This window comes from Pantoea sp. Morm (assembly GCF_016643525.1).
In the GTDB taxonomy this organism is placed as follows: domain Bacteria; phylum Pseudomonadota; class Gammaproteobacteria; order Enterobacterales; family Enterobacteriaceae; genus Pantoea; species Pantoea dispersa.
Genome location: NZ_VOQX01000036.1, coordinates 1 through 21256 on the forward strand (window position 1 = coordinate 1; position 21256 = coordinate 21256).

The following is a 21256-nucleotide window of genomic DNA, read 5'->3' on the forward strand; positions in this document are numbered from 1 at the left end:
TAGACCTGACCGCTGGCCCAGTACAGCGCATCACTGCCCGGCTGATGGCGATCAAACTCACCGCTATATAGTGCCTGCTGTTTCACCAGATCAACCTCCTTTTGCGTGGCATTCACTTCCGCGGTAATTAACGGTGACAGCACCAGACCTAAGGTAATACCGGTGCCCAGAAAAAACAGGCTGGCGATGAGATATAGCACGTTTGATTTTTTTAGCATCCCTACCTCCCTGCAGCAGAATAGCGCTGTACTGCTCTGCCCGATCCTGCTGCTCACTGGTGTTAATAAAATCGTAAAGTCAGGCTAAATATTGATTATCGTGTTGCTGTGCATACTGTGACAGTAACCAGCACTGTTACAACCAATTCTCAACGGCGGCAGGGAAAGCGAGGCGAAGCAGAATAACCAGTGTCAGGGAGTGGCAAAGACAAGGGCCGGCAGTACCAGCCCTGGAGGGAAAAGATCAGTTCAGCAGCGCGAGAATTTCGTCAGTGGTGCCGGTTTCGCGTTTACGCATCTGAGTGCTCACACCTCATTTGTTAGCCAACACATTTTGCGCCGCGCAATAGAATTACTTATATTGTTTGCTGCAGTCAGGCATGCAGGATGTTAGTCAGGTAAGGGAGAAAGGATTCATGACACGTAACATCGCCCCGGGATATTGTGTTGTCGAACGCGCTGGTTCGCTGGAGTACCAGGCCAGAGAATTGTTTCGCGACACCCGTGCTCCAGCAGTTACCATGTTTATGCAGTTGAACGCTGACACGCCCTGGTTAAGGCCGGGACAGATATTAATCGTCGCCGATCCTGAAACTCAGGCTCCTCTGACGCTGCATGCCTTGACAGCTTTGAGACAGGCTAAGCACAGAATTAACAATGCATTAATTGGCGTCAGTGTTAATGAAGCGGATTTTATGCAAAAACATTATGCCACCATTGCTGCATTAACGAGTGCCGGCAATCAGATTTTTGGTATCACAGGGGATGCCGGAGCAAAATATTTCAGTGCAATAGAGCAGACGTTAATAAAAATAGAGGCCAGTTATCAGAATCAGTTTCGCGCACAGGGAACCCTCATTAGCCAGCAGTTCTTTGTTGAGCGTAATCAATTGCTGAATCAATTAAAAGAACTAGTCAATAAGCCTGTACTCAAAAACCTCTCCCGCTATACCATTAAATTCCAGCAGTACGAAAATATGAAACGAGCGCTAAATCTTTCAAGCCGCTCAATAGTACATGAGTGGTCGACTGTGGGTTTGGGAGGCATACCAGGCTATTCAACCTATGTCGGCAATGCCGCCAAAGCGGCACGTTTTCTTAAGATGGGCGGCTATGTGGGTATTGCGTTTTCTTTTGCCGGGGCGACGAATGATGTTATGAAGGCCTGTACGGTTGGACGTGAGGGTGAGTGCAGTAGATCTGCGTTTAGGGAGTATTCGAAATTTGGACTCTCAACCACTGCGGGTATTGGCGCTGGCGCTGCAGGATCGGCGATTGGCCTGGGTTTTTGCACGGCTATCGGGATAGCCACGGCAGGAGTGGGAGGCGTTGCCTGCGCAGCGGTCGGTTCAGTTGCTGCGGGTTATGCAGCCGGGGAGTTTATGAACTGGGGTGTCGACGCTTTTTATAATCATATGGGCTTATAAATGACAATTAAATTTCTTGGCATATTTATCATTGGGCTATGTTTAGCCAGCTTCTTATTATCCATATTGATTTATGCTTATAACAGAAAGAAATATTACACGCTTTTGGAAGAGTTTCAAAAAAAACACGTATTCCCGGCCCCCTACTCATTTCATTGCCTTGTGGGATTTTTTGGCGCTGCGCCCATGTCATATTTTTTTATGGGCATTATGAAAAAAAAGAAAAATTTTTTCCTTAACCGCGATAGCAGCGCATATGATTTTTTTGATGATAACAAGGGCAAATCTATCGGATGGATATCTGCACTTTATTACGCACATATCACCAGTTTCATCTGTGGTGTATTGATAGCCCTTCTGGGTGCTGCACTTGAGTTAAAAGCGAGATTTTTTCCATAACAGGACCGATTTCTGATTCAGACCTGACGCAGCATTCCCGTAACAGGAAAATGCTTAACAGCAGGATGACATCTGCCAGAAGACGGTTGGCTGCGGCAGGAAAATATTGAGAACAGGGCCGGCAGCACCAGCCCTGGAGGGAAAAGATCAGTTCAGCAGCGCGAGAATTTCGTCAGTGGTGCCGGTTTCGCCGAGGCGCGGGAAGATGCGCTCAATGCTGTTGTGGTGGGTTTCGGCGTTCAGGCAGCTCATCGCATCGGTCGCCAGCGTAACGTTGTAGCCCAGCTCGTACGCCTGACGCGCCGTGGATTCCACGCCAATACTGGTGGCAATCCCGCACACCACCACCTGAGTTACTCCACGTTGATTTCGCCCGGCTGCGGTGTCATTTCGGGACCAACATACCCGGCAGTTGTTCGCGCGAAACGCCTGCGTCAACTGTATGGCAAGTGCAACCATTTCACCCAGGTCCTCCGCTAATTGCGGTGTCTGCTTGTTGATTCATGAGAAACATATCCATCCGAATAGGAGACTTATCCAATAAGGAATTGTCTACTTTCTGAACCGGGCTAGTTCGTTTAGCTTTTTAAGTCATCAAGACACTAAAGCCCTGTTGCAATTAGTTATTTAATGAGAAAAATTTTTCCTGAATGCGGATTTTTAGTGCATAAAGTGCATAAGAGTAGCCGGTGCCATGTTTGTCAATAATCAGATGTGCAGGGACGAAAACAAATAGGGCACCCGAAGAAGTGACCCATTTGTTTTATTTGATGTATCCAACTTTAGTTTTTAGATACTACATCGCCGACGCATTTTACAGTCGACCAGCAGTTATGAGCCCAATCAACTCCTCCAGATTTACATACGGCATTGACAACTGCATCGCCACCCATAATGGCAGCTTTATAACGCATATTCTCCAGTGCTTCAGAACCGGTCGCGACATCTGGTCCAGTGGTGGTTGCGAAAATATTTCCGCTCATCTCGGTCACCATTGTTGAACTACCGGCACGACGAGCGCAACTCATCCCCATAACCTCACCAAGAATTCTGGCTTTTGGATAAGGATTGTTGGAGTAACCTTCCATATTGGCAAACTTTACCCTTGCATCCCTCGGCATATCCTCTATGTCATCAGAGGCGCAGCCTACAAGCAATGCCGCCAATATCAAAATCGCCAATCCACTCTTCATTCACCATCCTCAGATAATTATTGTGTAGGGAATCTTATAACGGAGTTTGAAAAACGTGAAGTAGATACTCATATAACTATGACCTCACTCAATCGTTAAACGTTTGTTTTTATGATTAAGTGCCAGGAAAGGGATTGCTTTACTAACGTGTTGCTTAAAAGATAGGCGCTCTGCCACACAACCACATCAGCACGAATGAAAGAGGCCCGTTCATACGACCCTGGCGAGCGAATTTGGCATGGCCTTTGCTAACTGAATCTGGAACCAAAGAGAGTTTCTGATTTCTCATCCGCACTCTTGCAATGGATGTCTTACCTGAAAAATTTTTATCCGCTTCTCTGCCTTTAAAGAATATAGTAAATTCGCCAGCGGTACATTTGCTGGTATGACTGGAGGGACGCTGGGTGCATCTGCTGGTATCGGTATCTGTTTTGCTATAGGCATAGCCACTGCAGGAGCCGGAGGGGTTGCTTGCGCCGCTGTAGGTTCATTAGTGGCTGGGACTGCTGCCAGCTCAGCAAGTGATTATCTTATGGATCTATGGTTGAAATAGCATGAACACGACTCTTTCTTATGTTGCTCTCGGATGCGCGATCATCCCTTTTTTTATAACTACGCTACAGTTTATTATTTATTTAATCAACAAACGCAAATATAACACTTTGTTATCGCGATATCTCGACAGCGCATTCGAATTACCACCACTGTATAGATTCTACGGCTCCATGGGTTTTTTTGGCTCTTTTGGCATGTCCTACTTCTTCTCCAGGCTTAAAAAAGGCCAGAAAATTATTTTTCAACCCAAAGAGCAGGCGGCTATTTCTACCTTTCTTAATGCTATCGATGTAAACGTAACAAAGTGGCTTGACACTTATTATTACCTGTCAATATTTTCATTACTTTTATATGCGGTTTTTGTGGTAATGAGCCTGATAAAAATGGTTACTGTGCAACTTTAAAGCTCACATTTTGGGCTGATTTTTTTATTAAATAAACTATTCATCGCCAGCCTAACATCCAGCATCGCCAGACAGCCTTCAGGGAGCCGCAAAGATAAGGGCCGGCAGCACCAGCCCTGGAGGGAAAAGATCAGTTCAGCAGCGCGAGGATTTCGTCAGTGGTGCCGGTTTCGCCGAGGCGCGGGAAGATGCGCTCAATGCTGTTGTGGTGGGTTTCAGCGTTCAGGCAGCTCATCGCATCAGTCGCCAGCGTAACGTTGTAGCCCAGCTCGTATGCCTGACGCGCCGTGGATTCCACGCCGATACTGGTGGCAATCCCGCACACCACCACCTGCGTCACGCCACGCTGCTGCAGCTGCTGGTGCAGATCGGTATTGTGGAACGCGCCCCAGGTTTTTTTCGTTACGCTGATATCGCCCGGCTGCGGTGTCATTTCCGGCACCAGCACCGCCCAGTCTGCCGGCAGAGCAGCATCGTGGCGCGGCTGCTGATTGCGGCCCGGGGCGCCGCCCGCCACGTTCACCAGCACCACCGGCAGCTGTTTCGCGCGAAACGCCTGCGTCAGCTGCGTGGCGCGTGCAATCACTTCATCCGGATGGTGCGGCGTAACCGGCAGGCGGACGATGCCGTGCTGCAGGTCGATGACAATCAGGGCGGTTTGGGCATCTAACGTGGTGACAGCCATGGTGAGTCCTCTCAAATTAGTGGTCAGCGAGTCGTTGCAGTAAGGGAATGGCGGCCAGCAGCGTTTGCTGCTCCTGCGGACTGAGCAGGCTGCTGATACTGTGCAGCAGCCAGTCGTCACGCTGGGCGCGATTGCTGGCGATGAGCTGCAGGCAGGCAGCGGTAGGCTGATAACGGGTTTTGCGGCCATCCTGCGCATCGGCCACGCCCTGTACCAGGCCCAGCGTCTGCAGGCTGGCGACCGTGGCACTCATTGACTGGCTGCGCACCCCTTCGCGCGCGGCCAGCTCGGTCACCGTCATTGCGCCGTCGCGCACCAGATATCCCAGCACGGAAACCTGCGGCCAGGTGAGATCGCCCGGCGGGGCCGATTCACGCAGGCGGCGCATCAGTTTGCCATTGATGCTGCGTAACGCGGCAGCGGCGCTAATCAGCTCGCTCATCGCCCTTCTCCTTTACTGATGAGACCGCAGTATATAAATACGCAGGCAAACTGTGTAGTTTGCCTTCGTATCAATTTGTAATTGCACATCCCGCCGCTCAGCTGCGCTGCAAATAGTGAATCAGGCTATGAAAGCGCAACGGGCTGGCCAGCGGATTGCGATAGCTGTGCGGCTGATCGGCGGCGAACTGGCTGGCTTCTCCGGCCTGCAGGCGACGCCAGCTGCCCGCCATGCCCAGCAACAGCTCACCTTCCAGCACCACCACCTGCTCAATCACTCCGCTTTCGTGCGCTGACGAATCGCTTTGCGCGCCCGCCGCCAGCGTCACTTCCAGCAGATCGAAGCGCAAACGCGCGTCATACGGCAGCAGCGGCCTCACCTGCATTTGTGCATTGGGCTGGCTGAAGGTCGCCACATCGCCCGACGGCTGAGCCCCGCTCTGCACAAAAAAGGAGAACGGCACATTAAAGCCGGTGGCGATTTTCCATAGCGTGGCGATCGTTGGACTTGACTCGCCGCGCTCAATCTGACCGAGCATGGCTTTACTCACGCCAGTGCGCGCCGCCGCCAGCGTCAGGCTCCAGCCATTGGCCTGACGCAGCTGCTTCAGCGCCTGGCTGAGATGTTGATGCAGATTTTCCATGAATTCTCCTGAAAAGCGGGCGCGCAGTGTACCACTTGTGCGCGCCATACCGTGCGTGCCACAATGTGCGTTATAACGCACAACAGGATGTGATTCCATGACCACTGCAACTGTTCGTCCGGCTTTTTCCTTTCCGATGCTGATTTCCGGCCTGATCGCCGTGCTGGTCGGCTACAGCAGCACCGCGGCGCTGATCTTCCAGGCGGCGCAGGCTGCAGGCGCCTCACCGGCGCAGATTGGCGGCTGGCTGTCGATGCTGGGCGTGGGCATGGGGCTGGCGTCACTCGGTCTGTCGCTGTGGACGCGGATGCCGGTGCTCGCCGCCTGGTCGACGCCGGGTGCCGCGCTGCTGGCCACCAGCGTGCACGGTCTGACGCTGAATGAAGTGGTCGGGGTGTTTGTCGCGACCAATCTGCTGATTGTGCTGAGCGGCGTGACCGGCCTGTTTGCCCGGCTGATGAACCACATTCCCCAGTCGCTGGCGGCCGCGATGCTGGCGGGGATTCTGCTGCGTTTTGGCATCGGCACCTTCAGCGGCTTACCGGATCATTTTGCCCTGTGCGGCAGCATGTATCTGGTATGGCTGCTGGGCCGCCGCTGGCTGCCGCGTTATGCCATTCTGCTGGCGCTGGTGACGGGCGTGCTGGTGGCGCTGGGTCAGCGCGCCATCCACTTTCCGCCTCATGCGCTAACGCTGAGCGTGCCGGAATTTATCATGCCGCACTTTAATCCTGCCGCGCTGATTGGCGTCGGCTTGCCCTACTTCCTGGTGACCATGGCATCGCAGAATGCGCCCGGTATTGCCACGCTGCAGGCGCATGGTTACCGGCCGCCGGTCTCCGCGCTCACCGGCTGGACCGGCCTGATCGCGCTACTGCTGTCGCCGTTCGGTGGCTTTTCGGTGTGTATTGCGGCGATCACCGCCGCGATCTGCATGGGCGATGATGTCGATCCGGACCCGGCGCGCCGCTGGGTGGCTTCCGCGCTGGCGGGCGTGTTTTATCTGCTGACCGGCTTTACCGGCGCGCTGATTGCCGTGATGCTCAGCGCATTGCCGCCGGTGCTGATCGCCACGCTGGCCGGTCTGGCACTGCTGGCCACGCTGGCGGGCAGTCTGCAGCGCGCGCTGGCGGAACCCGCGCAGCGCGACAGTGCTATCGTGGCATTCCTGATCACCGCCAGCGGCACCTCCCTGCTCGGCGTCGGTTCGGCGTTCTGGGGCCTGATCGGGGGCGTCCTCACCCATTTGCTGCTCAGCCCACGCCGGAACGGTTAATATTTCACCACCCCGCGTACCGTGGGGGGAATAACGCCCTGTTTTCCCCCCTTTTTCCCCCGTTTGATTGCGGCGCATTTGGCTTAAGATCACTACCATCGCCCATCACACCCGATGTTTGGCTTCAGATAACCACCGATAAGGGCCCAACGAGTGGCAAAAACTTTTCTGCGCAGCGGTAATCTCGACGCGTTACTGGCACTGGGGGAGAACGGCCAGCCGGTCTGGGCTTCTGCCCTGCAAATTCGCGAAACGTTACGTTTGCGCCGCCAGACGACACTGGCCAACTGCCTCGCGATCCCGCAGGCCAACGAGCGCGGTGACCGCCTTGACTGGTACGCGCCATTCAGCGGCAAAGTGAAATCCTGGCTGGCGGCCAGCGATCGCGAAAAGCGTCAGGCGCTGGATCAGCTCACCCTTAATCAGCAGGATTTGCAGGCGCTCAGCCTGCGCGCCCGGGATGCCGACAATCCGGCGATGCGCCTGTTTGGGGCGCTGCTGGCAAAGACGCTGCAGTTTCCCGATCAGCAATACGTCTATCTGGTGGATGGCAAGCCGGTGATCACCTTCTGGGGCTTTGTCGACCCGCAGGCGCGCACGCGTGATGATGCGCTGGCCTGCCTGCGCGACAGCCTTTATGAAGAACTGCCGCCGCTGGTGGTGCCCGCGCCGGAGCCAGAAAGGGCTGCCGCGCCTGAACCGGTTGCGGCCCCCGTTGTGGCGGAGCCCGAGCCGGAACGGCTGGCGGAACCCGAACCACAGCCCGAACCCGCACCGCTGAGCGTTGTCGCCGACACGCCCGCGCGGAAGAAATCCGCACTGCGCCCGCTGCTGCTGGTGCTGCTTCTGGCCGCTGCTGCCGCAGCGGGTGTGGCCTTCTGGTTACACGACGCGCCGGTCCAGCCGGCAGAAACCGAAACCGCGCCTGTGGTCAGCGCCGCGCCCGCGCTGGCCCCGGCGATGCTGGCGAAAGCACAGACGCTGGCCGCCACGCTGCCGCACAGCAGTGCGACGGTGACGCCTGCGCCGGCACCGGCTGCCCCACCGGCACCGCCGGAGGTCGTAGCGGAACATACCGAACCGGCCAAAGCGGACGATCTGGTGATGACGGCCGATGACGCGCGCCTTGGCTCGGTGAAATTTATCAATGGTACCTGGCGCGTGACGCTGCGTCAGACCAATCTGCCGACCGGAAAGCCGCCGAGCCTGCGCTATCAGATCCGCAACGGTAAAGGCAGCGCAGTGATTACCCAGGGCGACAATATTCGCTGTAAAGCCGATGTCACCGCCGCCATGACCAGCGCCGGCACCATGGTAGTGCGCAGCCGCTATACTGCCAGCTGCAGCGATAAATCACGCTATCGCATGCCGGAGCTGGTGTGCAAAGCCGGTGATGGCATTGCCAGCTGTACGGCGCAGTATGGCGCCGATCAGGTGTTCCCGTTGACGATTAAGCGTGAGAGTAAGTAACCATGTTGGCTCCACTGATTGATGACAAACAGAAAATCACGCTGATCGAAGACAGCGGTGTGCAGTTTCTTGATTTTGGTTTGCGCCTGCCCGCGCTTCAGGCGCGGCGGCAGTTTGTGCGCCAGACCGCCAATGGTCCGCTGCTGCGCCTCAACGTTGATGGCAACAGCGGCAAGTTTCTGCTCTATCCGCAGGATGGCGGTGCCGCTGAGGTAGTGCGCCCGGAGACCGATATCGCGCTGGCCGATTCCCTGACGCTGCTGGCCGGGCAGTGGCTGCCGCTGCCGGTGCTGCGCTGTTCCAGTGGCCGTCGTTTCATCGGTGGCCCGGATAACTGGGCGCGTCTGCGCCTTGCGCCGCTCAGCCAGCCCGACGCGGCGGGCAATACCCATCGCATCACCCTCGCCTTCGATACGCGCCTGGTGGCCGACACGGACGGCGGTGAGCAGCTGGGGTTGAGCAAAGCCGATGCGCAGAACGGCGTCAGCTTTGCGCTGGCGTGGCACAACTATGAACTGGGCGAGTTCCTCGACCTCACCTGGGTTGACGGCTGGCTGCGCGAGACGTTCAGCCAGCAGGTGTATGCGCTGGAATCACGCCGCGAGCAGGAAGTGAACCAGGCGCTGCGCGAATTTGAATATCAGGCGCACTATCTCAACGTGCTGGAACTGCTGGGCGAACAGCTCGATCTGGCAGAAATCACTATCCAGGCGGCCTCACCGCAAACGCCGGCGGTCAACGTGGATATCATTCTCGACGTCGGCAACTCGCATACCTGCGGCATTCTGGTGGAAGATCACCCCGAAGAGAGCAACGGCCTGCGCCAGACCTATGAGCTGCAGCTGCGCGATCTGTCGCAGCCGCACCAGGTCTACAACGAGCTGTTCGACAGCCGACTGGAGTTTGCCGAGACGCACTTTGGCAAAGCCAACTTCTCGCTGGAGAGCGGCCGCGAAAACGCGTTTATGTGGCCCTCACTGACCCGCGTCGGTCGCGAAGCCAGCCGCCTGGCGCTGCAGCGCGCCGGCACCGAGGGCAGCACCGGCCTCTCCAGCCCGCGCCGCTACTTATGGGACGAAGCGCGTTATCAGCCAGGCTGGCGCTTCAACGCCAGCGGCGGCAGCGACGAGCCGCAGGCCACCGCGCTGCCGTTTACCCTGTTGCTCAACGATGAGGGGCAGCCGCTGCATGCCCTGCCGGAAGATGACCGCCTGCCGGTGTTTTCTGCCAGCTACAGCCGCAGCTCGCTGATGACCTTTATGCTGTGTGAGCTGCTGGCGCAGGCCATGATGCAGATGAACAGCGTGGCCCAGCGCCAGCGTATGCCGCAAAGCCAGGCGCCGCGCCAGCTGCGTCATGTGATCCTGACGCTGCCATCAGCCATGCCGAAGCCGGAGCGGGAAATTTTCCGTCGCCGCATGCAGGAAGCCATCGCGCTGGTGTGGAAAGCCGAAGGCTGGCATCCGGCCGACGCCGCGTTTGACGCCACCAGTCAGGCACACAGCCTGCGGCCGGTACCGGATGTGCAGATGGAGTGGGATGAAGCCACCTGCGGTCAGATGGTGTGGCTGTTTAACGAAACCCAGGTGAATTTTGCCGGTCGCGCGGAAGATTTCTTCAGCAGCATGGCGCGCCCGGATCGCCCGCGCGAAGCGGATGAGCTGCCGGGCAAAAGCCTGCGCATCGCCTCGATTGATATCGGCGGCGGCACCACCGACCTCGCCATCACCCAGTATCGTCTGGATGATGGTCAGGGCAACAACGTGAAAATCACCCCGCGCCTGCTGTTCCGGGAAGGGTTTAAAGTGGCCGGCGATGACATTCTGCTGGACGTGATTCAGCTGTGGGTCCTGCCCGCGCTACAGCAGAGTCTGCAAAAAGCCGGCCTGGCGCTGGCGGAACCGCTGATGAACAAGCTGTTTGGACACGACAGCCGCATGGACGGTCAGGCCACGCTGCGCCAGCAGGTCACCCTGCAGCTGTTTATTCCGCTGGCGCAGGCGGTGCTGGAGCGCTATGAAAACTGGAATCCGCTCGACAGCCACAGCGAAATTAACGCGCTGTTTGGCGAGCTGGTGCCGCAGAAGCCAGCCAGCAGCGTGCTGGCGTTTGTCAACGGAGAGATTCAGCGCACGCTCGGCGGCGACAGCCGTTTCGATCTGCTTGACGTGCCGCTGGTGGTGAGCATGGCGCAGCTGCATGCTGAGTTCCTGCAGCACCGGATGGCGATCATCCCGGCGCTACGCGCCATGTGCGAAGTGGTTTCCCTCTATCAGTGCGATGTGCTGCTGCTGACCGGTCGCCCGTCGCGCTTCCCGGGCATTCAGGCGCTGGTGCGTCATTTGCAGCCGCTGCCGGGCAGCCGCATTTTGTCGCTGGAGGGGTATCACACCAGCGACTGGTATCCGTTCAACAAACAGGGACGCATTGATAACCCGAAATCCACCGCGGCGGTCGGTGCCATGCTGTGTCTGCTGGCACTTGATCTGCGTCTCAGCAGCTTCTGGTTCCGCGCCGGCGATTTTGAACCCTACTCGACCATTCGCTACCTTGGCGTGCTGGATGAAAACGCCACGCTGAGCGATGACAATCTGTGCTACAGCGAGATTGATCTCGACAGCCACAGCTTCGCGCTGGACCGTAAAAGCAGCTTCCGCATTCGCGGTAATGTCTGCCTCGGTTTCCGCCAGCTGGAGAACGACCGCTGGCCGGCGACACCGCTCTACAGCCTGAGCATTACCGATCCGCAGCTGGCGCGCCAGGTAGCGGGCGAAAGCGTGCTGCGCATCAGGCTGGCGGTACAACCGGGGCCGGATAACCTCGGCCCGGAGCGGCTGGTACTGAGCGAGGCGCGCATGGACGATGGCACGCGCGTGCCGCTGGAGCAACTGAGTCTGAAACTGAATACGCTGTCGGCCACCGGCAACGCCAATGCGCAATACTGGATCGACAGCGGGAGCGTGTGTAAACGATGAGAACTGCCAAAAAAGCTACGCCGGCGACGCCTGCTAAACGCCTGGGCCTGCTGCAGGAGACGGTTGACGGCGCGCTGAACTGGGTGGAGAGCCACCAGGCGCACTCACCGCGTCTGGCGCTGGAAGCCGATACGCTGCGGCTCCAGCTGCGTCGCGCCCGCGTTGAAAGCCACGCGCTGGCGCGACAGCTGGCGCGGCCGGTCACCCTGGCGCTGTTTGGTCAGTCGCAGGCGGGTAAAGCCTGGCTGCTGAGTGAAATGGTCGGCGACGCGCAGGGCCAGCTGATCGCCCGTCTCGGCGACAAAACCCTGAACTATTTTCAGCACATCAATCCCGGCAATCTCGATTTTGCCATCGCCACCCGTTTCAGCCATCAGCGTGAAGCGCAGTCTGGTGCGTGGCCGCTGGAGATGACGCTGCTGAGCGAAGCCGAGCTGATTCGTCTGATGCTGGCCTGTGCCAGCGCGGACACCCAGCCGGACAGCGCGGCGATTGATGCCGCGCTGCAGCGCCTGCAGCGCCATCGCCAGAGCGAGATGCAGCCCGGCCTCGACAGCGACGCGCTGGTGACGCTGTGGGCGTGGCATCGCCGCCAGCCCGACCACGCCGAAGTGCTGGACCGTCATTTCTGGCCGCAGGCGATTGAGCTGGCACCGTGGCTCAACGTGGACGACCGCGTGCAGCTGTTTGCGCTGCTGTGGCCGCAGCGTCCGGCGCTGAATGAAACCCTGCGCAGCCTGCTGCATCTGCGCCATCAGCTGCGGCACGCGCCGCGCGTGCTGGCACCGCTCAGCCTGCTGGTGGATGACGCCTCGCTGCCCGCTGAAAAGCTCATCGGCCATGATGCCGACCTGAACGAATTGATTGAAGTGTGTCCGGTTGTCGCCAACCGCGTGGGCAAACCGCAGTCGGTACCGCTCGGCTGGCTGGCGCTGCTGACGCTGGAAATCACCCTGCCGCTCAGTTCGACGCCGCGTCAGGCGCTGTATGACGAAGCCGATATGCTGGAGCTGCCCGCACCGGGCACGCCCGCCGACCGCGATCAGCAGGACGAGCGCGCAAGGCTGCAGGCGCGTGATGCGCTGCGCGCCAGTCTGCTGGAACAGAAACGTGCCCTGCTGCCGGGCTTCTATGCCGCGCGTCAGGGCATCGATTTAATGCTGATTTGTACCGCCGCCAGCCAGCGTCAGGATGCGGATCTCGCCGCCAGCGCGCTGCGCGAGTGGCAACTGCAGCAGAGTGCGACGGCCAGCGCAGACAAGCCGCGCCTGATTTGGGCGATTACGCCGCACGATGCGCGCTATCAGCAGTCGCAAATTAACGTCGATGAAGCGGTACAGCGGCAGATTGGTCAGCCGGGCCAGAGCTGGGGCTCAATGCTGGCGCGCGATCGCGCCGGCGTCGACCGCATGAGCAGCTGGCTGCAGGATGAGATGCAGCCAGAGGCACGGCGCGACCGGCTGGCGCTGCAGCTCAGCACGCTGCAGCAGAAACTGGTGGAGCGTCTGCAGCCGTGGACCGAAGCCAGCGCCACGCCGGAACAGGCCGCGCGGAAACAGGCCATCGCCGATACGCTGCTGAAGTGTTTACAGCATCGCACCGGCCTGCACGGCGAGCTGCTTGAGCGTCTGCAGCCGTCGCGCGAGGCGGTGCGCCAGCTGTGGCTGAGTCAGAGCCACGGCAGCACGCCGTCCACCGGCGGCCAGCCAGCCGCGGTGGAGCAGAGCTATTTTGGTATTGGTTTTGAGTTTGACCTGTTTAACGATGAGCCGGTAACCACCGCCGAACCGCGCAGCAGCAGCGGCCAGCGCGATCAGCAGTTTCCTCAGCAGGTGTTCGCGCTGTGGCTGGCGCACCTGCGTCAGCTGCCGGAGAGCCAGAGCCTGCTGGCGCTGCTCAACGTTGATAAGCCGACGCTGGAACTGCTGGTGGAGGAGCTCATCACCGCCAGCTTCCGTCTGCAGGTGCTGAGCAAACTGCAAAGCGCGCTGAACGAAACAGAGACGCAGGCCAGTGCCCATGAAGCGCGCACCGATCGCCAGGTGTCGCGTGCCATGACAGTGCTGGGTGACTTTGTCGCCTGGCTCGGCTTCCTGCAGCGGGATGAACGTGAACGGCCGCAGAGTCGCGTCAATCGCGGCAGCCCGATTTTCGCCCGCCCACCGGCGCCCAGCGTCAGCTTTTCGTCAGGCCAGCGTCTGACGCGGCTGTCTGCCGCGCCGGCTAACCACACCGCCTATTACATTTATGACTGGCTGGTGGGGTTAAATTCGCTGATCGTCGAGAATAACGGCTACACCGGCGGCGGCGATTTGTCGGCCAGCGCACGCCAGACGCTGGCGATTATGCTGCTGCCGCTGCACGCGTAGTCAGTGAGTAATCAGGCGCAGCTCACCCGCCAGCTGCTGCGCCGCCTCTTCCAGCAGCGCCAGCACCGGGGCAAACTCCGCGCTGGTGCTGACCTCGGCGACATGCTGCAGATGCAGCGTTGCCGGCAGCGCCATGCCGCCGGTCAGCCAGTCCCACAGCGCATCCAGATTGTAGCCAAAGCATTCACCGCAGCCGCTCTGTTCGACCAGCGCCTGATAAAAGGCCTGGCGCGTGCCCAGCGTGCGAAAATCAAAATGGAGTGTCAGCATAGTCAGGGTACCGGCGTGAAGCTGCGATAGTGATCGGTGGTGAGAAAGATCAGCCCATCAGAAGAGTAAAGCAGACGATCGGCATCGCGGTGGCCGCAGTCGTAATTGACGTCCGCCTCATACCACTGCCGCCCCGCCTGCATCGGCAGCCGCCGTTCGCGGTTACTGAAGCGATCGCCGCCAATCGCCCGCCCTGGCAACACCTCACACAGGTTGCCCTGCGCCGGGTTCCAGCCCTGACGACGTGCCGCGCTTTTGGTGAGATAAAAATCAGGCAAACGGTGATGCTGCTGCAGCCAGCGCGCCACGCGATGTGCATCGGTCAGTTGTGCAATATCCGTCTGTTTTTCTGGCGCAGTACCGCTCAGATGGGGCTTCAGCCCGATCCAGCAAACCACCAGCGCAAACAGTAATCCAATCCAGAGTTTTTTCGACATAGTGACATCCTGAAAGGCAGGACGCCGATAATAGCAGGTTTCAGGCGGGGAAAAACGCGGGCCAGCATGGCTGGCCCTGGCGGAGGTTTACTGCTGCATCGCGCTCGGGGTGTGCGCGGCGTGACGACGCCATGCGCCCGGTGCCACGCCATACTGGCGCTTGAAGCTGCGGTTAAACGACTGCTGTGAATCGAAGCCCAGCGAAATCGCCACGTTGAGGATCGGTTCGTTGGTGGTGGTCAGGCGGTCGGCCGATTTTTTCAGCTTCTTAGCCCGGATGTACTCACCAAGCGGATAGCCGGTGTGCTCTTTGAACATACGCTGCAGGTGCCACTTCGAATAGCCGGCGCGCCCCGCTACGGTGTCCAGATCCAGACGTGCTTCAATGTTGTTATCAATCCAGTCGATCAGATCGTGAATAAAAGCGTCGCTCATCATCCCATTCTCTCCCGTCGCCATGGCGAACAGTATCAGTATCAGTTGCAATTACACTTTAAGGGTGACTGACTATCGCACTTAATGCAAGTTTTATTATTGCATTAAATGCCGCACTCGCCGTAGGGGCTTTCGCTACCTGTTACGAATTGATCAAAACCGCACATAAAGTGTATCAGATATTCTTGCAGATGCAGTTCGCCCAAGCCTACACTCCTGTGGTTTTAATGCAATCTTAAAAGTTGCAGATTTTTCGTACGTCTCCTTTCTTTTTCACCAACGCGGAATAACAACAATGCATCTGCAAACATATGGGGTTCGTCGGGCCGTAAGCCTGTCAGGAGTGATGTTGCTGGGAAGCCTGCTGGCCGGTTGTGATCGCGGTGTGGCGCAAAATGCGCCGCCGCCTCCGCCCGAAGTGAGTGTCGCGCAGGTGGTGCAACAAAAAGTCAGCCAGTGGGATAGCTTCAATGGCCGCATTGAAGCGGTGCAAAGCGTGCAGCTGCGTCCGCGCGTTTCGGGCTACATCGATCAGGTTAACTATCGCGAAGGCGATGAGGTGAAGAAAGGTCAGGTGCTGTTTACCATTGATGACCGCACCTACCGCGCCACGCTGGAGCAGGCGCAGGCCGAACTGGCCAGCGCGCGTAGCCAGGCGGCGCTGGCCCGCAGCGAGTCGGCCCGTACCGACAAGCTGATCGGCACCCAGGTGGTGTCGCGCGAAGAGTGGGAACAGCGGCGTTCTACTGCCAGTCAGGCGCAGGCCAGCGTGCTGGCCGCCCAGGCGGCAGTCGATATGGCGCAGCTGAACCTCGACTTCACCCGCGTCACCGCGCCGATTGATGGTCGCGCCAGCCGGGCGATGATCACCACCGGTAACCTGGTGACCGCCGGCGACAGCGCCAGCGTTCTCACCACGCTGGTTTCACAGGACCGCATGTACGTCTACTTTGACGTCGACGAAGCGATCTATCTGCAGTACCAGGCGATGGCGCGTCAGGGCCAGAACCGCGGTTCGCTGCCGGTAGAGATTGCGCTGACCGGCGAACAGGGTTATCCGCACCGCGGCACCGTCGATTTTCTCGATAACCAGCTGACCGCCAGCACCGGCACCATTCGCATGCGCGCCACGCTCGACAATCAGCAGCGTCAGTTTACCCCAGGCCTGTTTGCCCGCGTGCGGCTGCCGGGCAGCGCAGAATTCAACGCGCTGCTGGTCGACGACCGCGCGGTACTGACCGACCAGGATCGTAAATACGTTTACGTGGTTGATGCGCAGGGCAAAGCCGAACGCCGCGATGTTCAGCTGGGCGATCTGGCTAACGGCCTGCGTATTGTGCAGCAGGGTCTGAAGCCAGGCGACAAGGTGATTGTCAACGGTCTGCAGAAAGTGTTCATGCCCGGTATGCCGGTAAAAGCGCAGCCGGTGGCCATGCGCTCCGCTCAATAATAATCGAGACTGCCCGTTATGGATTTCTCCCGCTTTTTTATCGACCGACCGATTTTCGCCGCGGTGCTGTCGATTTTGATATTTACCACCGGACTGATCGCCATTCCACTCTTGCCGATCAGTGAATACCCCAACGTGGTACCACCCAGCGTGCAGGTGCGCGCAGAATATCCCGGTGCCAACCCCAAAGTGATTGCTGATTCGGTGGCAACGCCGCTGGAAGAAGCGATCAATGGGGTGGAAAACATGATGTACATGAAGTCGGTGGCCGGCTCAGATGGCGTGCTGGTTACCACCGTGACCTTCCGCCCGGGGACCGATCCCGACCAGGCGCAGGTCCAGGTGCAAAACCGCGTGGCGCAGGCTGAAGCGCGTCTGCCGGAAGAGGTGCGTCAGCTCGGCCTGACCACCCAGAAGCAGTCACCTACCCTGACGCTGGTGGTGCATCTGTTCTCGCCCCACGGCAAGTACGATTCGCTCTATCTGCGTAACTACGCCACGCTGAAGGTGAAAGATGAGCTGGCGCGCCTGCCGGGCGTCGGCCAGATTCAGATCTTCGGTGCCGGTGACTACGCGATGCGCGTCTGGCTCGACCCGAACAAAGTGGCGGCGCGCGGCATGACCGCCGGCGACGTGGTCAGCGCCATGCAGGAGCAGAACGTGCAGGTTTCTGCCGGCCAGCTGGGCGCTGAGCCGACGAAGAAAGAGAGCGATTTCCTGCTGTCGATCAACACCCAGGGGCGGCTGGAAGATGAGGCGCAGTTTGGCAACATCATCCTGAAAACCGCCGATGACGGCACGCTGGTGCGCCTGCGTGACGTGGCGCGCATCGAGATGGGCTCCGGCAGCTATGCCCTGCGTTCGCAGCTGAACAACAAGGATGCGGTTGGTATCGGTATCTTCCAGTCGCCGGGTGCAAACGCCATCGACCTGTCGAATGCGGTACGCGCCAAGATGGCCGAGCTGGCAACGCGCTTCCCGGATGACGTGCAGTGGGCCGCGCCGTACGACCCAACGGTGTTTGTGCGTGACTCAATCCGCGCCGTGGTTCAGACGCTGTTCGAAGCCATCGTGCTGGTGGTGTTAGTAGTGATTCTGTTCCTGCAGACGTGGCGCGCCTCGATCATCCCGCTGCTGGCCGTGCCGGTGTCGGTGGTCGGTACCTTCAGCGTGCTCTACCTGCTGGGCTTTTCGCTCAATACCCTGAGCCTGTTCGGGCTGGTGCTGGCGATTGGGATCGTGGTCGATGACGCCATCGTGGTGGTGGAGAACGTCGAGCGTAACATTGAGCAGGGCTTAACACCGGTGGCGGCAGCTCACCAGGCGATGCGCGAGGTCTCCGGGCCGATTATTGCCATCGCGCTGGTGCTGTGTGCGGTATTTGTGCCGATGGCCTTCCTCTCGGGCGTAACCGGTCAGTTCTATAAGCAGTTTGCCGTGACCATTGCCATTTCGACGGTGATTTCGGCGATTAACTCGCTGACGCTCTCTCCGGCGCTGGCGGCGAAACTGCTGAAGGCGCACGGTGCGCCGAAGGACCTGCCGACGCGCCTGATCGATCGTCTGCTGGGCTGGGTGTTCCGGCCGTTTAACCGCTTCTTCCAGCGCAGCTCAGACGGCTATGAATCGATGGTCGGCAAAACCCTGCGCCGGCGCGGTGCGGTGTTTGGCGTGTACGTGCTGCTGCTGGCCGGTGCCGGCTTCATGTTCCACACCGTGCCAGGCGGCTTTATTCCGACGCAGGATAAGCTGTACCTGATTGGTGGCGTGAAGATGCCGGAAGGCTCATCGCTGGCGCGTACCGATGAAGTGATTCGTAAGATGAGCGAAATCGGCATGAACACCGAAGGCGTGGCCTACTCCGTCGCCTTCCCCGGCCTGAATGCGCTGCAGTTCACCAATACGCCCAATACCGGCACGGTGTTCTTCGGTCTGAAACCATTCAGCGAGCGCAGCCGCACTGCGGCGGAAATCAATGCTGAGATCAACGCGAAAATTTCCAAAATCCAGCAGGGCTTCGGTTTCTCCATCATGCCACCGCCGATCCTCGGTCTGGGCCAGGGATCGGGCTATTCGCTGTATGTGCAGGACCGTGCGGGCCTGGGCTATGGTGCGCTGCAAACCGCGATTAATACGCTGTCCGGTGCGGTGATGCAGACGCCTGGCATGATGTTCCCGATCTCCTCCTATCAGGCCAACGTGCCGCAGCTGGATGTGCAGGTTGATCGCGACAAAGCCAAAGCGCAGGGCGTATCGCTGACCGATCTGTTCACGACGCTGCAGGTGTATCTGGGTTCCTCTTACGTCAACGACTTCAATAAGTTTGGTCGTACCTGGCGTGTGATGGCGCAGGCTGACGGGGATTTCCGCGACAGCGTGCAGGATATCGCGAACCTGCGCACCCGTAACGATCGCGGTGAGATGGTGCCGATTGGCAGCATGGTGAACATCACCACCACCTACGGTCCGGACCCGGTGATTCGCTATAACGGCTATCCGGCGGCTGACCTGATTGGCGATGCCGATCCGCGTGTGCTCTCTTCTGCGCAGGCGATGGAAAAACTCGAGGCGATGTCCAGCCAGGTGCTGCCGAACGGCATGAATATCGAATGGACCGACCTGAGCTATCAGCAGGCAACCCAGGGCAACACCGCGTTTATCGTGTTCCCGGTGGCGGTGCTGCTGGCGTTCCTGGTACTGGCGGCGCTGTATGAGAGCTGGACGCTGCCGCTGGCGGTGATCCTGATCGTACCGGTGACGATGCTGTCCGCACTGGTCGGCGTGTGGCTGACCGGCGGCGATAACAACGTGTTTGTCCAGGTCGGTCTGGTGGTGCTGATGGGGCTGGCATGTAAGAACGCTATCCTGATCGTCGAGTTCGCCCGCGAACTGGAGATGCAGGGCAAAGGGATTGTGGAGTCAGCGCTGGAAGCCTGTCGCCTGCGTCTGCGCCCTATCGTTATGACCTCCATCGCCTTTATTGCCGGCACCGTGCCGCTGATTCTGGGCGAAGGTGCGGGCGCCGAAGTGCGTGGCGTCACCGGCATCACCGTGTTCTCGGGCATGCTGGGGGTTACGCTGTTTGGCCTGTTCCTGACGCCGGTGTTCTACGTGACGCTGCGTAAGCTGGTGACGCGCAAGCAGCAGCCGGCGGTGGAAACGCAGACGGTGTAAACGTTAAGGAGTAAAACCCATCCGGGCCACCGTGCCCGGATTTTTTTTGCCTGACGCAGCACGACGATGTTACACAATAACAGCGCGCCTTTGCGCCAGAGCACAGCAGCAGGATTTCACAGGATTTACAGGGGGAGATTGCGCGTACAGAAGCGGAATGGCAAGGTGCGCATCAGCGATGCGCACGGGAGGTTAGCGGTCTTTTTTGCAGAGATCGGCGATTTCGAGGTCAGGCAGCGGTTCGCAGTTGCTGGTATCGTGCTTTTTCAGCTCGTTAAGGGCATCGGCGACGGTGCGGGTTTCCAGCACTTTAAGCGACGCCTCTTCCGCTTGCTCCGCGATCGATTTGAAGTACCAGCACAGGTTGGCGCTGACCAGGCAGCGCGGTGCGACATCGGGGCGCGACGCCCACAGTTTTTTGTCTTCAATCACTGAAGTGTAGATATCGCGCAGCGTGATCTCAGCGGCCGGACGACCCAGATGGATCGAGCCGGTACGGCCAAGCGTCGAGACAATGATGCCATCGCGCGTTAACGGAACCATGAGTTTCCGAATGAAACTGGGGTTCGCTTCAAGACCATACGCCAGAATGGCACTGGTCGAGCGTTTACCCAATTGCTCCGCCATCGCTACGCTCAAAACCATCTGCAAAGCTGTCGGGAAGCGGTAATCTAGCATTTCTGTTTCCTGAGTTGCGGCCTATCTTCTTGTTTTCATACCGCGGCAGTGAATAATCAATGAGCAATAAATATAACAAACACTGTTGCTTTTTAGAATACCGAAAATGCTTTCCGCCCGTGACTAACCTGCGCTATTACCCGCCTTGATATCTACTTAAACTATTGAATTTAGATAAAAATATTCCAACAGGGCATGCCGCTGACCGCTTTAGCACTCTGAGCCTTGCGCAACAATATGCGCGATGTGTCACTTTTTTGCCCCCACCGCTGTAGCTGCGGGCTGGCAAAGGACGTTGTGACAAAGGGACGATCATTTCTGCACGCGTGGTGCGCCGTCTGCGCAACCGACCTTCAGACAAACCATTGTTTCTGTGTAAGAAACAAAAACACACCGGCGAAGGGGCTGCGTCAGGGTCGATTAACCGGTTTCTGAAAGGAATAATATTGATCAGGGTCATGAGTCCCTTGCTATTTTTTGCACAAAATGCGCGCCGTTACTATTTTCGAGGCGCGAAATAATGTCTGTATTATCCCCGGTCGTCGGCGCGTTATTGCTGACCGTTCTCCCGCTGACGGTGGGCATCATCACGGCGGCAACCAGCTGCCTGAACGCGCCAACCTTATGGCAATGCGTACGGATGGCACCGCTGCCTTTCGTTGTCTCGGCTGGCTGCACTCTGCTGTTAAGCGCGTTGTGTTGCCTGCTGCAATATCTGACGGATCGCCACTAAAGCGCAGCAGCGGCCATCTCTGC

At 58.5% G+C, this 21256-nt stretch carries 18 protein-coding genes and 2 pseudogenes; 10 read left to right on the top strand and 10 right to left on the bottom strand.

The features are described 5' to 3' along the window. Positions 1-218 (bottom strand): annotated as a pseudogene (locus FT726_RS14000) (hypothetical protein); the annotation flags it as partial. Between the two features lie 416 nt (positions 219-634). Here FT726_RS14000 and FT726_RS14005 point away from each other — a divergent pair. Further along, entirely contained in the window at positions 635-1645 is a 1011-nt protein-coding gene (locus tag FT726_RS14005) for a hypothetical protein (protein WP_288422611.1), read from the top strand. Further along, positions 1646-2044: a hypothetical protein gene (locus FT726_RS14010; protein WP_346302938.1), complete on the top strand. Its 399-nt coding sequence runs from the start codon at positions 1646-1648 to the stop codon at positions 2042-2044. It abuts the gene before it with no gap. A 147-nt stretch (positions 2045-2191) separates the two neighbouring features. On the opposite strand, the pseudogene FT726_RS14015 reads toward FT726_RS14010, so the two are convergent. Together FT726_RS14015 and FT726_RS14020 are read right to left on the bottom strand one after the other, a co-directional pair. Beyond that, a pseudogene (locus FT726_RS14015) lies at positions 2192-2410 on the bottom strand (isochorismatase family protein); the annotation flags it as partial. Between the two features lie 416 nt (positions 2411-2826). Further along, a complete protein-coding gene (locus FT726_RS14020) occupies positions 2827-3237 on the bottom strand; it encodes a hypothetical protein (RefSeq protein WP_288422609.1) in 411 nt (136 codons plus the stop codon). A 554-nt stretch (positions 3238-3791) separates the two neighbouring features. Between FT726_RS14020 and FT726_RS14025 the strand changes: the two genes are divergently transcribed. Beyond that, positions 3792-4196 carry a hypothetical protein gene (locus FT726_RS14025; RefSeq protein WP_288422608.1) on the top strand — a complete coding sequence of 135 codons (405 nt, stop codon included), beginning with the start codon at positions 3792-3794 and terminating at the stop codon, positions 4194-4196. A gap of 130 nt (positions 4197-4326) precedes the next feature. Here FT726_RS14025 and FT726_RS14030 read toward each other — a convergent pair whose 3' ends face one another. The 3 genes from FT726_RS14030 to FT726_RS14040 all read right to left on the bottom strand — a co-directional run bounded on the left by FT726_RS14030 (position 4327) and on the right by FT726_RS14040 (position 5966). Beyond that, positions 4327-4881 (bottom strand): isochorismatase family protein, encoded by a 555-nt coding sequence (locus FT726_RS14030; RefSeq protein ID WP_288422607.1) that lies wholly within the window; start codon positions 4879-4881, stop codon positions 4327-4329. A 16-nt stretch (positions 4882-4897) separates the two neighbouring features. Next, a complete protein-coding gene (locus FT726_RS14035; RefSeq protein ID WP_021506146.1) occupies positions 4898-5323 on the bottom strand; it encodes a MarR family winged helix-turn-helix transcriptional regulator in 426 nt (141 codons plus the stop codon). Positions 5324-5420: 97 nt separating this feature from the next. Next, complete coding sequence (locus tag FT726_RS14040; RefSeq protein ID WP_125309620.1) at positions 5421-5966, bottom strand: helix-turn-helix domain-containing protein; 546 nt, start codon at positions 5964-5966, stop codon at positions 5421-5423. Positions 5967-6063: 97 nt separating this feature from the next. Here FT726_RS14040 and FT726_RS14045 point away from each other — a divergent pair, with 97 nt between their 5' ends. The 4 genes from FT726_RS14045 to FT726_RS14060 all read left to right on the top strand — a co-directional run bounded on the left by FT726_RS14045 (position 6064) and on the right by FT726_RS14060 (position 14056). Beyond that, positions 6064-7242 carry a benzoate/H(+) symporter BenE family transporter gene (locus FT726_RS14045; protein ID WP_346302939.1) on the top strand — a complete coding sequence of 393 codons (1179 nt, stop codon included), beginning with the start codon at positions 6064-6066 and terminating at the stop codon, positions 7240-7242. A 153-nt stretch (positions 7243-7395) separates the two neighbouring features. After that, positions 7396-8712, top strand: coding sequence for an SrfA family protein (locus FT726_RS14050; protein ID WP_346302940.1), 1317 nt, complete (start codon positions 7396-7398; stop codon positions 8710-8712). A gap of 2 nt (positions 8713-8714) precedes the next feature. Next, positions 8715-11687, top strand: coding sequence for a virulence factor SrfB (locus tag FT726_RS14055; protein ID WP_282995639.1), 2973 nt, complete (start codon positions 8715-8717; stop codon positions 11685-11687). Next, the gene (locus FT726_RS14060; RefSeq protein ID WP_346302941.1) at positions 11684-14056 is read left to right on the top strand and encodes a virulence factor SrfC family protein; all 2373 of its coding nucleotides are present in this window, start codon (positions 11684-11686) and stop codon (positions 14054-14056) included. The genes FT726_RS14055 and FT726_RS14060 overlap by 4 nt, the downstream gene beginning before the upstream one ends. Here FT726_RS14060 and FT726_RS14065 read toward each other — a convergent pair whose 3' ends face one another. From FT726_RS14065 to FT726_RS14075, 3 genes are all read right to left on the bottom strand, one after another. Further along, positions 14057-14326, bottom strand: a complete 270-nt coding sequence (locus FT726_RS14065) for a barstar family protein (RefSeq protein ID WP_058758476.1) — start codon at positions 14324-14326, stop codon at positions 14057-14059. Between the two features lie 2 nt (positions 14327-14328). After that, positions 14329-14763: a ribonuclease domain-containing protein gene (locus tag FT726_RS14070; RefSeq protein WP_021506153.1), complete on the bottom strand. Its 435-nt coding sequence runs from the start codon at positions 14761-14763 to the stop codon at positions 14329-14331. An 87-nt stretch (positions 14764-14850) separates the two neighbouring features. Continuing rightward, positions 14851-15201, bottom strand: coding sequence for a helix-turn-helix domain-containing protein (locus FT726_RS14075; protein ID WP_021506154.1), 351 nt, complete (start codon positions 15199-15201; stop codon positions 14851-14853). A gap of 292 nt (positions 15202-15493) precedes the next feature. Between FT726_RS14075 and FT726_RS14080 the strand changes: the two genes are divergently transcribed. Both FT726_RS14080 and oqxB read left to right on the top strand, forming a co-directional pair. After that, entirely contained in the window at positions 15494-16648 is a 1155-nt protein-coding gene (locus FT726_RS14080) for an efflux RND transporter periplasmic adaptor subunit (protein ID WP_031279145.1), read from the top strand. An 18-nt stretch (positions 16649-16666) separates the two neighbouring features. Beyond that, a complete protein-coding gene (gene oqxB, locus FT726_RS14085) occupies positions 16667-19822 on the top strand; it encodes a multidrug efflux RND transporter permease subunit OqxB (protein WP_058758475.1) in 3156 nt (1051 codons plus the stop codon). 192 nt (positions 19823-20014) lie between these two features. Here oqxB and FT726_RS14090 read toward each other — a convergent pair whose 3' ends face one another. Next, positions 20015-20500 (bottom strand): Rrf2 family transcriptional regulator, encoded by a 486-nt coding sequence (locus tag FT726_RS14090; RefSeq protein WP_262263864.1) that lies wholly within the window; start codon positions 20498-20500, stop codon positions 20015-20017. A gap of 520 nt (positions 20501-21020) precedes the next feature. Between FT726_RS14090 and FT726_RS14095 the strand changes: the two genes are divergently transcribed. After that, complete coding sequence (locus FT726_RS14095; protein ID WP_088515833.1) at positions 21021-21233, top strand: hypothetical protein; 213 nt, start codon at positions 21021-21023, stop codon at positions 21231-21233. The last annotated feature ends 23 nt before the right edge of the window (positions 21234-21256 follow it).

Bases quoted from the DNA above. Each gene is read 5' to 3' on its own strand.
- FT726_RS14005 (WP_288422611.1), top strand. From the start codon at position 635: ATGACACGTAACATCGCCCCGGGATATTGTGTTGTCGAACGCGCTGGT.
- FT726_RS14010 (WP_346302938.1), top strand. From the start codon at position 1,646: ATGACAATTAAATTTCTTGGCATATTTATCATTGGGCTATGTTTAGCC.
- FT726_RS14020 (WP_288422609.1), bottom strand. From the start codon at position 3,237: ATGAAGAGTGGATTGGCGATTTTGATATTGGCGGCATTGCTTGTAGGC.
- FT726_RS14025 (WP_288422608.1), top strand. From the start codon at position 3,792: ATGAACACGACTCTTTCTTATGTTGCTCTCGGATGCGCGATCATCCCT.
- FT726_RS14030 (WP_288422607.1), bottom strand. From the start codon at position 4,881: ATGGCTGTCACCACGTTAGATGCCCAAACCGCCCTGATTGTCATCGAC.
- FT726_RS14035 (WP_021506146.1), bottom strand. From the start codon at position 5,323: ATGAGCGAGCTGATTAGCGCCGCTGCCGCGTTACGCAGCATCAATGGC.
- FT726_RS14040 (WP_125309620.1), bottom strand. From the start codon at position 5,966: ATGGAAAATCTGCATCAACATCTCAGCCAGGCGCTGAAGCAGCTGCGT.
- FT726_RS14045 (WP_346302939.1), top strand. From the start codon at position 6,064: ATGACCACTGCAACTGTTCGTCCGGCTTTTTCCTTTCCGATGCTGATT.
- FT726_RS14055 (WP_282995639.1), top strand. From the start codon at position 8,715: ATGTTGGCTCCACTGATTGATGACAAACAGAAAATCACGCTGATCGAA.
- FT726_RS14060 (WP_346302941.1), top strand. From the start codon at position 11,684: ATGAGAACTGCCAAAAAAGCTACGCCGGCGACGCCTGCTAAACGCCTG.
- FT726_RS14065 (WP_058758476.1), bottom strand. From the start codon at position 14,326: ATGCTGACACTCCATTTTGATTTTCGCACGCTGGGCACGCGCCAGGCC.
- FT726_RS14070 (WP_021506153.1), bottom strand. From the start codon at position 14,763: ATGTCGAAAAAACTCTGGATTGGATTACTGTTTGCGCTGGTGGTTTGC.
- FT726_RS14075 (WP_021506154.1), bottom strand. From the start codon at position 15,201: ATGATGAGCGACGCTTTTATTCACGATCTGATCGACTGGATTGATAAC.
- FT726_RS14080 (WP_031279145.1), top strand. From the start codon at position 15,494: ATGCATCTGCAAACATATGGGGTTCGTCGGGCCGTAAGCCTGTCAGGA.
- oqxB (WP_058758475.1), top strand. From the start codon at position 16,667: ATGGATTTCTCCCGCTTTTTTATCGACCGACCGATTTTCGCCGCGGTG.
- FT726_RS14090 (WP_262263864.1), bottom strand. From the start codon at position 20,500: ATGCTAGATTACCGCTTCCCGACAGCTTTGCAGATGGTTTTGAGCGTA.
- FT726_RS14095 (WP_088515833.1), top strand. From the start codon at position 21,021: ATGTCTGTATTATCCCCGGTCGTCGGCGCGTTATTGCTGACCGTTCTC.